The sequence below is a fragment of the Verrucomicrobium sp. BvORR106 genome (assembly GCF_000739655.1).
GTDB lineage: Bacteria > Verrucomicrobiota > Verrucomicrobiia > Verrucomicrobiales > Verrucomicrobiaceae > Verrucomicrobium.
Genome location: NZ_BATR01000075.1, coordinates 116,614 through 132,578, shown reverse-complemented (window position 1 = coordinate 132,578; position 15,965 = coordinate 116,614). Strand labels below are relative to the sequence as shown.

General features: G+C 59.0%; 9 protein-coding genes. 5 read left to right on the top strand and 4 right to left on the bottom strand.

What is annotated here, in order from left to right:
• The first annotated feature begins 148 nt into the window (after nt 1–148).
• Nucleotides 149–2,611, top strand: a complete 2,463-nt coding sequence (locus BV106_RS11370; RefSeq protein WP_038164541.1) for a DUF4384 domain-containing protein — start codon at nt 149–151, stop codon at nt 2,609–2,611.
• 14 nt (nt 2,612–2,625) lie between these two features.
• Nucleotides 2,626–2,778, top strand: coding sequence for a hypothetical protein (locus BV106_RS38330; protein WP_265595561.1), 153 nt, complete (start codon nt 2,626–2,628; stop codon nt 2,776–2,778).
• A 124-nt stretch (nt 2,779–2,902) separates the two neighbouring features.
• Here BV106_RS38330 and BV106_RS35450 read toward each other — a convergent pair whose 3' ends face one another.
• From BV106_RS35450 to BV106_RS11350, 4 genes are all read right to left on the bottom strand, one after another.
• Nucleotides 2,903–3,733, bottom strand: coding sequence for a hypothetical protein (locus BV106_RS35450; protein ID WP_265595560.1), 831 nt, complete (start codon nt 3,731–3,733; stop codon nt 2,903–2,905).
• A 497-nt stretch (nt 3,734–4,230) separates the two neighbouring features.
• Nucleotides 4,231–7,200, bottom strand: a complete 2,970-nt coding sequence (locus BV106_RS11360; protein ID WP_038164540.1) for a toll/interleukin-1 receptor domain-containing protein — start codon at nt 7,198–7,200, stop codon at nt 4,231–4,233.
• Between the two features lie 365 nt (nt 7,201–7,565).
• Nucleotides 7,566–8,993, bottom strand: coding sequence for an SGNH/GDSL hydrolase family protein (locus tag BV106_RS11355; RefSeq protein WP_038164538.1), 1,428 nt, complete (start codon nt 8,991–8,993; stop codon nt 7,566–7,568).
• A gap of 59 nt (nt 8,994–9,052) precedes the next feature.
• Entirely contained in the window at nt 9,053–11,215 is a 2,163-nt protein-coding gene (locus BV106_RS11350) for a COR domain-containing protein (protein WP_051945659.1), read from the bottom strand.
• 641 nt (nt 11,216–11,856) lie between these two features.
• On the opposite strand from BV106_RS11350, the gene BV106_RS11345 reads away from it, so the two are divergent.
• From BV106_RS11345 to BV106_RS11335, 3 genes are all read left to right on the top strand, one after another.
• Nucleotides 11,857–12,315, top strand: coding sequence for a leucine-rich repeat domain-containing protein (locus BV106_RS11345; RefSeq protein WP_038164536.1), 459 nt, complete (start codon nt 11,857–11,859; stop codon nt 12,313–12,315).
• Complete coding sequence (locus tag BV106_RS11340) at nt 12,312–14,693, top strand: COR domain-containing protein (protein ID WP_038164534.1); 2,382 nt, start codon at nt 12,312–12,314, stop codon at nt 14,691–14,693. The genes BV106_RS11345 and BV106_RS11340 overlap by 4 nt, the downstream gene beginning before the upstream one ends.
• Before the next feature lie 163 nt (nt 14,694–14,856).
• A complete protein-coding gene (locus BV106_RS11335) occupies nt 14,857–15,957 on the top strand; it encodes a hypothetical protein (RefSeq protein ID WP_265595559.1) in 1,101 nt (366 codons plus the stop codon).
• Nucleotides 15,958–15,965: the final 8 nt, after the last annotated feature.

Sequence of the window (15,965 nt, the reverse complement as noted above, 5' to 3'; positions counted from 1 at the left end):
CACAAAATTACCGGATCTTTTCAATCAAACCCCGCACCCGGGCGATGGGCAGAGAGTCAGCGTGGCACTCCCGTCGGGGATTCAGGCCACATGTGCCACGCCAGATCGTCTCCCGGATCGCTCCATCCCCCGTCACCCGCTCATTCTCATGAAAGGACTGCCCACTCTCCTCGCCGCCATTCTGGCCGCCAGCGCTGCGTCTCCTCCTGCACTTCTGAGTCAGGATCCCAGCCAGCTTGCCACAGAGGTGCAAAAACTCTTCAGCGCAAAATGCGGCGAGTGCCACAAGGCGGGAGCGTCCCAGGAAGAGAGTCCCCATCTGGTGGACGATCTCGCCTCGCTCGACACAGCGGACTTCATCAACAAGGCAAAGCCCGAGGAATCCAAGCTCTATGACATGCTCTTGCGCGGGAAAATGCCCAAGACCACCCGCGCAGAAAAGGCAGAAGGCAAACGCGCCGCCCCGCTGAGCCCGGATGAGACCCAACTGGTGCTCACCTGGATGAAAGCCGGAGTCCCCCAACCCGCCACCCCCCTCGCTAACGGCACGGCGGAGACTGCCAACGATACCGCAGCCACCGCCTCCACGACCCTCAGCGTGACCGTCACTGACGCCCCCTCCGGCGCCTCGCTCTCTGGCCGCATCACCGTGCTGCGCAGCACCCAGCCGACCTTCGGCCCAGCCTCCCCTCCGCCCGCCCAGGCCGCCCCCCAGCAGCCCACTGCCCTGGAGATCCCCAGGCCCAAGACTCCCCCGCCGACCGCCAATCCGCTGCCCGCCCGTCGCACGCTCGTCACAGAGGCCCAGGTCCTCGTCGGTGCGCTGGAGGATCTGCTCCGCCAGCCCGCAGAGGATCGCACGGACATCCGCTATCTCTCCCTCCATCCGCAGCACAACAATGTGCGTGAACTCAATGATGCAGATCTCTGGCTGGCAGACTGCGGCATCCGGAAGCTGCTGAACAGCCTCTCTACCAATCCCAAAATCGTCGAGTTCGAAAAGACCGGTCCGGAAAGGGTACTCCATCGCGTCCGCCTCCGCGACCTCGGCTGGACTCCCCAACTCTGGGACAAGATCACCGCCAGCTACCCTTATGCGCTGGACTCCGGCAGCCTTGCCTCCCTTGCCGGTCCCACACGTTGCGCCGTCCCCGTGGTGCGCGCAGACTGGTTTGCCGCCACCACCTCCCGTCCACCGCTCTATGACGTCATCCTGAATCATCCCCACCATGTCTCTGAGCTGGAGCGCCGGCTCGGCGTGGATGTTTCCCGTAACCTCGCCGCCGGCGATGCACTCCGCTCCGGCTTCACCCAGAGTGGCGTGAGCAAGCAGAATCGCCTGGTGGAGCGGCATGAGATACGGGTTTACCCGGGCTCCTACTGGCTCAGCTATGACTTCAAGCACAACTCCGGCCGGGGCAGGCTGGCAGATTTCCCACTCGGCCCGCCGCATGCAGGCCTCTTCGGAGGGCAGCACGCCTTCGCCCATGATGGTGGAGAAATCATCTACTCCCTCCCCAACGGTCTCCAGGCCTATCTCCTGGTGGATGCCACCGGCCAGAAGATCGATGTCGGCCCCATCGAAGTCGTCTCAGATCGTTTTGATAAAACCGGCCGGGCTCAGATCTTCAACGGATTCTCCTGCATGGCCTGCCACGACAAGGGTATGAAGGAACTGCCGCTGGATGAACTGCGCCCCATCGCGAGCAGCGCGCGGTTTGGCCCGGAAGCACAGCGCCTCATTGAAAAGCTCCACCCCGGGCAGGACAAGATCAATGCCGCAGTGAAAGCCGATGCCCTCGCCTTCCAGAAAGCACTGGCCGCCGCAGACGTGGATCCCTCTGCGAGAAAAGAGCCCGTACTCGCCCTGGTGGACTTCTTCGAGAACGACGTGACCCTTGCCCAAGCCGCAGCGGACCTGGGCATGCCCCTGGACGACATGGAAAAAGCACTGGAAGGGAATGCCGCCCTGTTTGACACCCGCAGCGCCCTGCAAGGTCCCGGCATGCCGCGTGTGGCATTCGCAGAGCATTTTCTGCAGATGGCCGTGCGTTTCGGGCTGGGCAAACCGCGCGACTTTGAGGAAGTCCCCGAGCTGCTTGCCAGGGTCACCGACCACGCCGGCGTGCGCGCTGATCGTGCTGCCGGTCAGATCGCAGTCGAGTTGAAGGCCAGCCAGGCCACCTATCACAAGGGTGACCTCATGCTCTTCACCGTGCGCACCAGTGAGGATGCTTTTATACGCCTGCTCTATCAGGACGCTCACGGCAACGTGAAAGTCCTGCTGCCCAACGCCGCCCACAATGGGAAGATCAAAGGCGGCGTCCCCGTGACCTTTGGCGATGACTCCGTGATCAACCCTCTCACCGGCAAATCGTTCCGCATCCGCTGCACGCCCCCCTTCGGCAGTGAGATGATCGCCGCCGTGGTGAGCAACACCCCATTCACAGACCACAGTGCCGTGCTGGAAGACGCCCGCGCCAAAGGCGGCCTCGCCGATGGCAAGCGCCGCGGCAAAGGCGCAGAGGTGGAGATTGCGGAAGCCGTGCGCGCCCGCTCCCAGGACGCCCGCGTCGGCGTGGCCCGCGTGTTCCTGACCACCATGGAGTAGTTTCCCGCATCCCCATGAGAAGCCTCACAGCCCATGAGGCGGGCACCACTTTGCGCTCACCCCTCCCCGAACCCGGAGGGTTCACCATGAGTAGCCAGTGGTCGACCGAGTATAACGAGGGCTACCACTGGACCACACCCACCAGCCACTCTACCGCGGAGCGGTAGGCCCATCGCATGGCAAACCCCTGGCGCCACGTTCACGAACCCACCCACGCAGACCTCGGCCGCCCTAGGCTTACTATCCCGCGGCAGCAGAGAGTAGTTTCCATAGCCCCTCCTCTGCATCGCTCTACTGAGGTGGAGACACCTCGTAGAGCAGATCCAGAGGGAAACGGCGCAAACTCTTCACGCCGTGTTCCACCAGGTATTCATCGCCCCCTCTCTTTGCAAGCCATTTCGCCAACTCAGAGGCTCCAAGCGCAGGAACACCGTCCAGATCCACAGGATAATCGAACTTGGGAACGTCTACATCTGCCTTTTTCACCACTCCCTCAGCAGAGAAGTTTGTCAGGCTTTCACGGTGATCAGCCTTTTCCCGGCGTCGCAGCAACTTCAGCATCGAGATCTCGTGAAAAAGCCACGGCGACTGCGTGATCGCGTCCTTATCGGACTTGACCATGTCCTTGATAGAAACCTCTTTGATGGAGTTCTCGGAATTCAGGAAAAAGACACATTCACATCGGTCCATCATCTTCGTCAGCGCAGTGCTCAACATCAAATGGACGTGAGAGGCCGTAATGAGGCTGCCCTTGTAGGAGACGATATTAGTTTTCGGGTCATCACGACAATATGTGAAATCGAGAAGTCTCAGCAGTTCATCCGCATGCCCCCAACAGCAAGAGTCGATGAAGGAAGTGAGGCCGAATTCCTTTTCCAACCAGCCCGAAAGGGCCAACGCCTCCTCCTTGTCCAGACGGGAATGAGAGATGAAAACAGGATGCTGAGTGTCTGCAAACCACTCCTCCATCATCTTGGCTGCGTCCATTGAACCTCCAGGCTTCAAGAAGGTGTCCAACTCTGCTCGGGTGACCTCAGAGTTTTGCTTCTGGCGTTTTTCGCCAATGGCGAAGTAGTCCATCACATTCTTCGGAAGACTCTTGATCTGATAAGCGGTGTACATGGAGAGATGCGTTTTGCTCGATACGCCCATCAGCCCCCAGCCAGCTGCGCGATGCTTGAGTTAATTTTCAACTGATGAACCCATCGACCACAGGCGTAGTCCGGTTGTGCCAACCGGCTCAGTTCGCCGGAGAGAGGCCTCACCCATTCACCAAGTCGCCCTCATGTCTCCCCCGGCCTGAGTCGATTCACCCCCAACCACCAACACCAAGCTGAAGCCCTGCACGACTTTAAGCACTCATCCGCAGGCAAAGTAGTCTAGAGCCTCAGCTCGTCAGTCGCACGTCTCCTGATCCTTCCCCGATCATCACGCACTCCAAAGAGCGCGATTGTCCCACCTCGCACCGTCCTCCATGCAACCGCTCCCACACCACCCCTGAGCAACTCAGCAGGCGTAGTCCGGTTGTGCCAACCGGCTCAGTCGCCGGAGCAACAAACACCCAAATCTCCAAAGTCCGCCCTTACCTCCCTCGCCCCCCTCTTCCCTCTTCCCTCCCCCTACCGCTCCGCCAGTTCCTTCACCACCGTGCCCCCGCCCAATTCAACCCCCAAAACGGTGAACGCCCCCGAAAGCCGGACCAAAGACCGGTCTCTCACAACCACCACCTTTTTTATCAGAGGAGTGCCCGCCACGATCGCCGCCTGAAGATTGCTCAACAGATTGTCAGGATCCAGGTAGGAACCGCTCCTGAAGAGATCCCATTCCCCCAGGTGGACCACCAGGTCGCCCGCTTTGATGCCCATCTTCTCTGCCTGGCCGCCTTCAAGCACCCCTAGCACCTTTGGTGCCGGAATCACCTCCTGCCCATACCGGTTCCTCCAGAGCTGTACCGGCTCCGGAAGCGTGAATTGCGTTTCTATCGTCGCAATCCCATTCGCATCCTCCTCCAGTTCACCTTCCTTGTTCAAATAGTCGATCTTCGTCACCCGTCCCTGGAAGTCCTTCACGGTCCGCATCTGCGGCAGAAACTCACGCAGCTCTCCACGCTCATTGTAGAAGCGCAGCAGATTCCAGTAGTCGTTGCTTCCTCGCTCCCACTCCACCGCAGAATAGCCCCACCCAGGAGCCGTGTTCTTGCCATCAGCGGCGAAGAACGACAACCGCCAGGTTCTGGACCTGAACTTCACCACCACTTTGTGCAGCGGCCCCGGGAAGAAGGCAAAGTAGCCGAATTGACCTTCCAGCCAAGTCGTGCTGTCCACGTTCATGGACTTCAGCTCCTTGTCATAGTAAGCCATGCTGTACTCATCCCTCAGGTCCGAGGTGTACTTCCAGCCAACCTTGTGAAACCCCAACCGGCAGTGGATGGCCTCTCCTCCAAACCCAAAGAGCCTGAGCCCTTCAAGGTATCCGTGTTGTTCAAACTCGAACCGCAACTCCGCCGCCTTGATGCTTGAGAAAGCAGGTTGATCATCCGGCCCGAGGAACTTCATGGACAACAAGCTGCCCACAGGATCGTACTCATACGTCACCACGGCCACTCCGCTCTCGATAACGTTCACATCCTCCGTCGAGGCCACCAGCGCCCCCTTCAGATCCCTGGTCTCCTTCCGCCTCAGGTTGCCTGTCCCCATTTCATAGAGACGATGTTCCGAGGCATACCCTTCCGGCCCCGACACCGCAGCTCCCTCCAGATTCTCCCACCATTGCCTGATGAGCCGGCCATCACGGTCAAACTCCCACCTCATCACAGACTCCCCTTTCTCTACCTGGTTGTCCTTGAGGATCAAGGCCGTGCTCCTGGTCATCCTGCCCGCGCCGTCGTAGTCCCGGAGATAACCGCAATGGCCGGATGCGTTCGGGCAAATATTGCCGCTGATGTCTCGAAATTCCGACTTGTCGCAATCGCCCATCGAGTTGTAACTCAGATGCATCGAAGCACAACCAAGGCCACTGAGGCAGGGCACCCCATTTTCATCAAAATAGCGGTGTTCCACAAAATTACCCTTCTCGTCCAGCTTGGAGGTGTACGAGGCGAATCCATTCTTGATCCGGGTAGGCTTCCCATCTGACCCGAAGTATCTCGTCACAGCCTCCGTGGGAGGCCCCTGTTCTGGACGATACTCCCACTTCTGCATCGCGAACCCGAGCTCACCCGCCACCCGCTCCCCGGCGAGATTCTCCGCCCACATCGCCTTGCCCCAAGACCTCGCGTCATACTCATAGAGAGTCCTGTGTACCCCTATGTTGTTCTCGACGTCCTTGCCGTCCATCCCGAAGTTCGAAACCTTCACCTGCCTCCCGTAGGGGTCATATTCATAGCTATTCCCATGCACCGCGTATTCATCCACGTGAGGCTGGCCAAACACGGTGAGCACCTCCGATCTGGTAATCAGACCATCATCCGAGTAGGTGTAGCGATAGCGCAGCCCGGTCGTCTTGCCAGTCAGCATCATCATCAGATCTGACGATGCGGACGTGGTTCCGTAGAACTTCGTCGCCACCGTATCAGTGACCCCCTCTCCCAGCGGGCCTCTCGTGTTGCGCAGGATCTTGGTCGCATACTTGAGGTCACTGGAGAACTGCAAAGTTGCCGAATGCACCCCGTCTGCACCAAAGAAGTGCATCTCTGAGAGCTTCCCGTCCTGATCATACCTAAGATCGACCCGCGCACTGTTGTACGCGAATCCACCCGCCACCAACCGACCCTGTGATTTGACTTGAGAGACGCTTCTTACCAGGTTGTTCTGGGTCACCACTTTGTAGCACGTCGGGTATCGGGCCGCTTCCCTGGCGCTCAGGGGTGACACCCCCTTGGGAATCTGCCATCTGTACGTGAGCGCATTGAAGTACTCCACCTTCTCTCTCCCTTGAAGGTAGGCTGCTCCCCCTCCCATGGCAGCAAGGGCCGCTGCCGCGCCCCCCATAAACACCCGCCGCCTCATTCGTGCCGACACCTCTCTAGCCAAGTCGCCACGCGCCCCCTCCCCGATGGCGGCAATCAATCGCTTCACCAATCCTCGCTTTTCTTCGGGATCACCGCGAACCAAGTCACAGAGGGCACTGGATCCTTCCGCTATGCTGCCATCCTCATTGTACTTGAAGTAACTCTCCGACGCAGGCGGCATGCAGTACTCCGCGGTCCCCCGCCCGTCGCTGAACTGCCCTCCAACTACTACCCAGCACACAATCGGGTTGGGCGAGCTCGACAGGTAGTGTTCAATCTCCGTATTGACCCACTTTGACTTCGCGGAGTCCGGCGAACACAACACGATCAGCGCCTTCGAAGCCGTCAGGGCATCCCTCAGAGGCTTCCCCAAATCCCCCGATCCCGGCGCCTCGTGGACGTCCAGATAGACAGGAGACAGGCAACCGGGCAGTTTGTATTCCTTGCGATACTTGGACGGAATGGAAAACGTCCCCAAGGCAGAAGCAAGCCATCTAGCGAACTCGCGGTCCTTGCTGGAGTGTGAAATGAACGCCCAATATTTGTGACTCGCTGCCGCACCGGGGTCTTCGCTTCGCATCTGCTCTCTCCTGGCTGGGTTGAATGTGCTCGTGATCCGTGATTCATCGCACTCTACACAACGCCGTCATTCTTCAACCCGTTCGACGTAAACTTTTGGAACCCCATACATCGCATCTGACATCCCTAATTGGCCCCTCACCACAGCGCCCAGCCCACTGAGGTGATGCCACAAGATCTTCGTTGAATGAACAACACCATCATCGTCGTCAGCTCGCGCCCATGCTGAGGCTCAGGGTCCACCTTGGCGCTCCCCCCTGCTTCACCCTACCGCTCAAACAACATCAAGCACCGCGACCGCTCGCTCACATCACCACGGCCCACGTCACCCGACTCCTAGAACCCGTCCCACCGCTCCACCCCTCCTCATTTCCCCCGACGGCAGAAGCAGTTGTGCAGAGCCCCCAGCGTCGCCTGCGCCGCAGGCTTGTTTTTCCCCGCCTGCTCTGTTACCTCCTCGCCCGCATTGTCATCGCTCATCAGATCGGCCAGCTGCTTCACCAGGTTCAGCAGATTTTGAAAGGGCGGCAGTGCTGAGGGGAACTTCGTGATCAGCGTCTCATTCGCCAGGGATCGTTTCAACTGCGCCGCAGCCACTGCCGGATCCCGCGGCAGATTCATTGCCAGAGCCATCTGGTCGGCAAAGACCGCATACCCCACTGCAGAGGGATGCATGCCATCGATGCTCTGAAACCCGCCATGCTCGAACTCGTACTTCGGCTGCTCAATCGACACTCCCGGCGTCTTCGGCAAGCGCCGTCCTTTGAGATAGCGGTTGTCCACCACCACCTTGTTCGTCGGGCGGATCAGCGCATTGGGATTGCCCGTGTTCTTGAAGTCAAACTCGCCAAAGATCTTGTACGTGTCCACAATCGTGACCCGCCCGCTGTTCTTGGACTTGCCCACCAGCACGCGCGCCTCCCCGTTGATCTCCTTGATCTGCTCATCCATCGCCTTCAGATCCTTGCCGCTGATCGCCTCGGTGAAGGGAAACTTCGCCTCATAGGACTCGTAGTAGGCCGAGCCCGGCAGCCGCTGCCCCTGGGGCATGAGATTGGCCACACAGCTCACCTTCGGCAGCAAGACCAGCACCAGCCGGCCGATTGCATCCGGAGCCGCCAGCACCTGCTTCACCGTGTTCAGATAGGCCGCCTTCGCCGCCAGCAGATTGGAGACCTGTCCGAAGGCCCCCACGGGATAGAGCCCATCGTTGTGTCCGAAGTGCACAATCAAGCACTGCGGCTTGCGCGCGAACGCCCAGCCAAGCTGGGTCAGGTGATCAAAGTCCGGATGCTGCGTCGGGTTCAGCGTGTACGTCCCGTTGATGGGGAAGTGCATCTTCGCCGCGATCCCCAGCTTCTTGAAGCCCGAGGCACGATCGTACTCGGCCAGCTTCTCCTCCAGCTGCTTGCGCCAGCTCGCCCCCGTCTGCAGGTTGAACTCCGCGATGTTGCAGCCCGCGATGGCCAGATTGTCCCAGCACATACGCGTCCCGGTAGGCGGCGCGGAGAGCGTGGACCGCCAGGCCTTGATGTTCCTGTCGATCCGCTTGAAAATGCCCGTGAAAGTGAGCAGGTCATTGGACTTGCGGATCACCTCCTCCACATCCACCACCACCGGCTGCGGATGCTGAGGAGGAGTAAATCCCCACCCCTGCGCCTCAGCCAGCAGCGCCCCGTAACTCTGCGCACAGAGTTCTTTCGTCACCGTCAGTGATCGGCACCCCTGCGCCAGGGAATCCCCCACCACCATCAGCTTCGGATTCAGATATTCCTTGGGAATTTTTTCCGCCATGCCACACCCTGACACAGGGCACATGATCCACGCAATGATTTTTCCATGCGACCCACCACCTAGTTCTTCCTGCTCTCCGCCTCCGCCGACATCTGCTCCACGATCTTGCGAATGCCCTTCGCCACATCCGTCCACGCCGCATCCCGGTCCTCCCAATCCTTCACCGCCTTCACATCCGAGGGAAGGCCCTGCAGTTTCGCAAATGGCGCATCTTTCAAGTCACACCGCCTCAGGAGAACGGGTATCACCACCGCCTCCTTGGCCTCGTGGCGCTCCATCGCCCGCGTCACCTCCTTGTCCCAGCAGTAGTCTGAGGCAATGAAATCCGCACTGACCAGCAGCAGGATGATGTCCGCCGTTTCCAGCCGGCGGTCGATCTTCTGATCCCATTCCTCAGCAGGCAAAATCTTCCGGTCATGCCAGGTCGAGATCACCCTCTGACGTTGCAGCAGCTTCAAGTGCGCATCCAGTTGATCACGCAGCTCTTCGTCCTCGTGCGAGTAGGAAAAAAACACCGACTTCGCACGGCGGAGCGCATCGATGACGTTCCCCCGCTGCTCCGTGAAGTCCACCCCGTTGAGCATCTCACGCACCTGCACTTGTACTACCCGATTCCCGATCAACTCCGGGAACTCTTTCAGACCATGCTGCTCAAACGCCACCAGCTTGACATAGTCCACAGAGAACTCCGGGTGGTCTGGCATGGGCACCTTTTCCTTCACTTCCAGGGTATCGCTAAAGTGTCGGTGAATCTGGTCCAGGTCATACCGGATGATACCCAGCAACCGCTGACGCGCATTCGCGTCTGCCCCACGCACCCGCACCGTCACTCTTCGATCCGCCGACTCGGCTTTGACCAGCGCCTCGCAGCCTTCATGGCTTAGCACCACCCCCGACCGCCACTTCGCCTGCCCCCGGCTGAGGCTGTGCGTCCGCACGATGAACCGGGGCAGCAACCCTTCTGGCAGCAGCCCATAGTGGTACTCGAAGTTCAGACACTTCGTTGGCAGGAAGCTCTCTACCACCTCCGGCTCCTCCTTCCCCAACAGCTCAGGTACGAGGTAACGATCCTGCTGGTCGTGAAACGGGAAGCAGAGGCTGAACTTCCGCATCAGCTCCAGCAGAAAAAGATGCTTGCTCACCGGGTACCGCTCCGTCGGAAGGACGGCTCGCAGATCTGCGAGCGACAGTTCCCCCTGGCAGTCCGCCAGCTTTCTGGAGTTGAGCACCTTGTAAAGCCCCTCCGTCACCCATTGGGGCCTCAGCACACTCGTCTCCTGCAACCGGGGATCGCCCCCATAGTTCAAGGCAATACCTAGACAATGCAAAATGGTGGTCAACAGCTCCCGCTCGCTCTCTTCCACCACGCCCTCCTCTGCACACAGTGACTGATAGGCGTCATAGCTCAGATACTCCGCATCCAGCGCCTCAAGCTTCTCCTTCACAGTGAACCAGCGACCCGCCACCTCAATCTGCACCTCCGGCACGCCCTGGACCACTTCCTCGATCAACTCACGCAGCTTTCCGATGCCCTCTTCCGTCTTGCAGTCCGTTTTTACGAATCCGCGAATCTGAGGATACCGTGCACGCAGTCCGCGATAGTTGAGGTCACACGGCTGCTGCGCCGCCTTGTTGAGCACCACGATCACCGGCGACTCTTTGCCGAAACTCTCAATGTGCTTCAGCCAGTATTCAGCATCCAGGTCCTCTCCCCCCTTGCGTCCGTTGATGACCAGCAGGTAGATGCTCCGCTCCGTCAGGAAAAACTGGTGCGTGGCATGCATGATCTCCTGGCCGCCAAAGTCCCACACATTCAGTTTCAAGGAGGTGCCCTGGTGAGGCAGCAGCCAACTCCTGATTTGGATCCCCTCGGTTTTCGATTCCGTCTCGTCGAACTCACCGTCCACAAGACGATTCACCAACGAGGTCTTGCCCACCTCTCCTCGCCCCACAAGGATGAGCTTCCCCTCATTCAGCGGACGTTTCTCGAATGAATGGCGTTGCTTCTCAGCCCGACTGCCCGGCGACTGAGCCAGCACAAAGTCCGCCACACCCTCCAATATAGCCGGATCCATTTCCGCCGAGCCATCCAGACAGTTTGTGTAGTCCAACAGCCTGAGATTGTCTTCAAACGTTGAGGCAAACTCCTTGTTTGCGATGGGGTCGAAAAAGCAGACCGAAGCAATCCTCCCTCCCAGACTCATCCACCTCGCGGCAACCATGCACAACGTGGTGTGCCTCAAAGCTCGTGGAGAAGCGACAAATACAAGCACCGTTGTTGGAATAGCATCAAGGGACACTCGCTGAAACCATTCCACGAGTTCGACATCGTCCGCATTGGTCGCAACCTCCACACCTTGCCTGGCCAGATACTGTACGATCTTCTTCGCGTAGCTCGCCCCATCTCTCGCACAGACAACTATGCAAGAATTCCGCTGACGCGCCTTTGACGAAGTTCTTTCCGGCCCCGTTTTTTTTGACATGACAAAAACTTGAAGACAACGCGGACTGGACGACCGCACACGGAGCGAGCCCATCCCAACATCTTACGGATAAACGTCTGCCGGTCTTTTTCAACCATTTACGCAGGACGTCACCACGCACCTCTTCCCCTCAGCCCCCGTGGCTCCTTCAACCATGTGGTCAGGGAACCCAAAGCGGCCCGGGACCGCATTCTGGCAAGGCGCCGGGGAGACCCGTTGCCATAGCCCAAAAACGGGCGACCCACCTCCTCCCATGACGAATAAGTTGCTCCATCGTCGTGTGGATGCACATTCGTCGCTCTTTGGAACGGCGCTTCTGGCATGCCACATGCCTGGGGCGGCCGGCAACGCCACGCTCTTCCGCAATCTCCCTCCTCGTCATGGCCCAGAATTCTCCTCAAAACCCTCTCTGGAGAACGAGCAACACCCCCAGCCCCTCGGAGCACAAAGCGCCCATGGAGATCGCCTTGGAACGCATCCGGAAAGTCGTGAATCAGCAACTCTCCACGCTGGACTTGTCCGGACTGGGGTTGAGCGAGATCCCCGCAGCGATCCGACAGTGCGTGAGGCTGACCTTCCTGGACCTCTCAGGCAACCTGCTGACCACCATCCCGGAAAGCGTCTGGGGACTGCCCCATCTCCAGGACCTGCACCTGCACGAAAACCGGTTGAGCGAGATCTCCAATTCCATCGCGAAGTTGGCTCATCTCACCCATTTTCGCTGCGGGGGCAATCTCCTCGAATCCCTCCCCTCCTCCCTTGGCCACTGCACCAGGCTGGAACGTCTCTTTGTCCAGCGCAACAAGCTTGCCCGCCTCCGGAGAGCCTCGCCAGGTTGACCCAGCTCCACACCCTCTGGCTGGAGGAGAACCCCCTCCTTGCCCTTCCTGAGTGGCTTGGGAAGCTCCCCCACCTTCAACGGCTGAGCGTAGGCCATTGCCAGCTTCGGGAGCTGCCCGACCTGTTTGGAAGCTGGAGGAAACTGACCCACCTCAATGCCAGCGCAAATTTCCTGGATCAACTTCCCCAAAGCCTGGAGGAATGCAGGGATCTGGAGTCCTTGTGGCTGGAAGACAATCACCTGCAATCTCTTCCAGCCTGCCTGAAGCAGATGTCCAGGCTCAAGAGACTCCATCTTCGCGGCAACAGCGCCCTGTCCATCCCCGATCATGTGCTTGGCCCGAAACACTTTGAAATCAACTCCCAAAGCGGGGTACTCCCTGCCCGTCCCGCAGACATCCTCGACTACTACTTCAGGACCAAGACTGGCCAAGCCCGGCGTCTGAACGAAGTCAAACTCCTCCTCGTCGGTCGTGGCAAGGCAGGCAAGAGCTCTCTGCGGGACAAGCTGGTTCACAACCACTTTGATCCCAACAAACCTGAGACTCCCGGCATCGACATCCAGCCGTGGAACCTCAATTGCCATGGCGAAAATCTCCGCCTGCGCGTCTGGGACTTTGCGGGTCAGGAGATCACGCACGCCACCCACCAGTTCTTCCTTACAGAGCGCAGCGTCTATGTCCTCGTCCTGGAAGGGCGCACCGACAACCAGGACCGTGATGCGGAGTACTGGCTGAGCCTCATCACTGCGTTCGGTGGAGACTCACCGATCATCGTGGCGCTCAATCAATGGGAGTTGCGCCCCTTTGAGGTGGATCAGAACCTTCTGCATGAGCGCTATCCCGCCATCAAGGCCTTCATTCAGACCGATTGTGCGACCGGCCTGGGAATCGACACGCTCCAGTCAGCACTATGCGATATCCTGCGAGGGCAGCAAGGCGTGCGCCAACTGTTTCCTCTCCCTTGGTGGAGCGTGAAGGAACATTTCAGCGCTCCCGACCGCAACTACCTCCCCTTCTCTGAGTATCGTGCCATCTGCGATCAGAAGGGCCTTAAAGAAATAAACGAGCAATCCAGCCTGGCCCGCATCCTCCACGCACTCGGCATCATCCTACACTATGGCGATGATCCGCGTCTGAAGGACACCACTGTGCTCAATCCCCAATGGGTCACCAACGGGGTGTATCGCATCCTCCGCATCAAAGACGGACAGAACTCCGACGGCACCCTCACCCTTGCCGAAGCCTGTCACGCCCTGCCGGAGGATCCTGAGGACATGGTGCTCTACCTCATCGAGCTCATGCGGCGGTTCGAGCTCTGCTACGCCCTGGACGACCACGACAAACGCTGGCTGGTCCCCCAAGTGCTCACCCGATACCAGCCCAAGCTGGACCCGGCTTGGTCCAGCGCCCCGGCCACCCGGCTGCGTTACACCTACAAGGTCATCCCGGAAGGGCTCCTCCCCCGCTTCATCGTCCGCACCCACCCCTTAAGCGAAGGCCTTCAACGCTGGCGCAACGGCGTCGTCCTGGCCCTCGATGGCGCCCAGGCCCTGGTCAAAACGGAGCTCTCAGAGAGCCGTATCACCGTCACGGTTCAAGGTAAAGACGCGCCCCGCCTCCGCCTCGTTCAGCTAGTGCGCGCTCACATGAGGCACATCCACCGGAACCTTCGGGGATTCCAGCCGGTCGAGGAGATGGAGATCGCTGGCAGTCCCGGCACCTACAAGGACGTCGCCATCCTGGAGAAAGACGAACAGAACCGCGCCGTCACGACCATCGACACGGCCGCTGGCAGTGTCCAGGTCCAACAGACCGAGCAACTCGACACCATCTCCACCAAGGAAGCCCGCAAGGACGATCATCCTGCCATCAAGGCCTTCCTCAGCTACTCCCGCCACAACCACCGCCACCGCGACAGCCTTCTGCAAAACCTTACCATCTTGGAGGAGAACGGCCACATCACTTCATGGTATGACCGCCTCATTCGCGCAGGCGAGAACTGGGATCAACGCATCATCGAGGAACTCGAAAGTTCAGACATCATCATCTTCATGGTCAGCACCAGCTTCTTCGCCACGGACTACATCCGCAGTGTGGAAATGACTCGCGCCATGAAGCGGCACCAAGCCGGCGAGGTGGAAATCCTGGTCCTGGTGCTGGAATCGGACTGCCCATGGGAGGAACCTCACAAGCTCATCGATAGGGACACCCACGAAGTCACTCACTGCGATCTGAGCAAGTTCCAAGTCATCCACCCCAAGAGGAACGCCGACCGGTGGTCCGCAACCAGCGGCTCGTTCAACCACGTGGACAAGGAGCTCAAAGCGGCCCGGGACCGCATTCTCGCAAGACGCCGGGAATGCCAGGCTCCGTAGCCGCCCGGAGGCCGGCGAGAGCCCAATCGGATAGTAGCCCAATATTGCGGGCCATTGACATCCTGCCCAAATTCAACCGAAACCCCGGCTACGATCTCCGTGCTCACATCCGGGGACTTTGGATCAAGAAGACATTCATCGCACCCACCAGATTCTCTCTCTCATGCCCTTGTCCGCATCAAGCTACACACAAGCCAGCGACGTCACCGAGTCATCCGACTATAAGGCAAAAATCGCAATCCATCGCTCGGCGAGAAGGCGGGCCATACTTCTGGCATTGTGTGGAGTGCTGCTCTTCGGCTGCGCCATCGCATGCAAGGCTTTAGTTCCGGACAGCCCGATGAAGACTTGGGCTTCAATTTTGTTTGTGATCTTCGCCGCCCCCCTCACGCTCTTTGGTTTGGACAAAATCGTAATCGAGACGATGTGCCTGAATGGTTTAAGCCGGGGCGTAGAAAACCGCCAGCTAGTCGTGAACAAAATCCTAGCAGGGCAGCCCTTCGCCCTCTACCTCCACGACGTGGCATCAGAGCAACCGGTGTATCGACGTGCCCCCGGTCTTCCGATCATGCTTTTCCCGAACAGAAGCGAGGAACACTTGGCAAAACAGCTTGACGGGAAGCTCCCAGTCTTTGCGTTCATCAACCATTGGGATGCCTTCCAAATGCCGTTCAACCGAATTGTAGCAGGGGACGGCCAGGAATGGTTCAACCTCTTTCAGCTCTACTGTGATGCAGCTTCACTGGTGATCTTTGATTTAGACCACATTGGCAAAGCAGTGAGTGACGAGTTAAATCATGTCGTGGCCAATGCACATACCCACAAGACAATTCTTATCCTGACCAAGGAAGCACAAGATACGATGAAGAGAGAATTCCCTTCCTTGCTTGAAAGTGCCTCCGCGGTCATCTCAAGGAAACAACGCCATTTCGGAGCCGCAGACCTTCCCGAGGAGCTGATCCAAGCGGCCCGGCGTCGCGCAAAACCCGTGTTGACCCTGGAAATGAGGGATCCTGAGAAAGCAATCCCCCTTCACTTGCTGGAAGCCGTTGCCCGTCAGGTCATCGATCCGAACATTGAAGCCGCTCTGGCAGTAATCATACAGTCCAACGACAAGGCTCCGGATGTAAAGATATACAAATGTAGCAGGGAGGGGCTACCCGGTCTGGCAGAAGCTGTGGCCAAAACTCTGCTACAAATCAAAACCGATCGAGATGCCGAAATGGAGAACCCTCTTCCCGACGAGGAGGGGAAAACGCAGTGATCACCCCA

Excerpts from the sequence above, each read along its gene's own strand:
- BV106_RS11370 (WP_038164541.1), top strand. The coding sequence starts at position 149 with ATGAAAGGACTGCCCACTCTCCTCGCCGCCATTCTGGCCGCCAGCGCT.
- BV106_RS38330 (WP_265595561.1), top strand. The coding sequence starts at position 2,626 with ATGAGAAGCCTCACAGCCCATGAGGCGGGCACCACTTTGCGCTCACCC.
- BV106_RS35450 (WP_265595560.1), bottom strand. The coding sequence starts at position 3,733 with ATGTACACCGCTTATCAGATCAAGAGTCTTCCGAAGAATGTGATGGAC.
- BV106_RS11360 (WP_038164540.1), bottom strand. The coding sequence starts at position 7,200 with ATGCGAAGCGAAGACCCCGGTGCGGCAGCGAGTCACAAATATTGGGCG.
- BV106_RS11355 (WP_038164538.1), bottom strand. The coding sequence starts at position 8,993 with ATGGCGGAAAAAATTCCCAAGGAATATCTGAATCCGAAGCTGATGGTG.
- BV106_RS11350 (WP_051945659.1), bottom strand. The coding sequence starts at position 11,215 with ATGGTTGCCGCGAGGTGGATGAGTCTGGGAGGGAGGATTGCTTCGGTC.
- BV106_RS11345 (WP_038164536.1), top strand. The coding sequence starts at position 11,857 with ATGGCCCAGAATTCTCCTCAAAACCCTCTCTGGAGAACGAGCAACACC.
- BV106_RS11335 (WP_265595559.1), top strand. The coding sequence starts at position 14,857 with ATGCCCTTGTCCGCATCAAGCTACACACAAGCCAGCGACGTCACCGAG.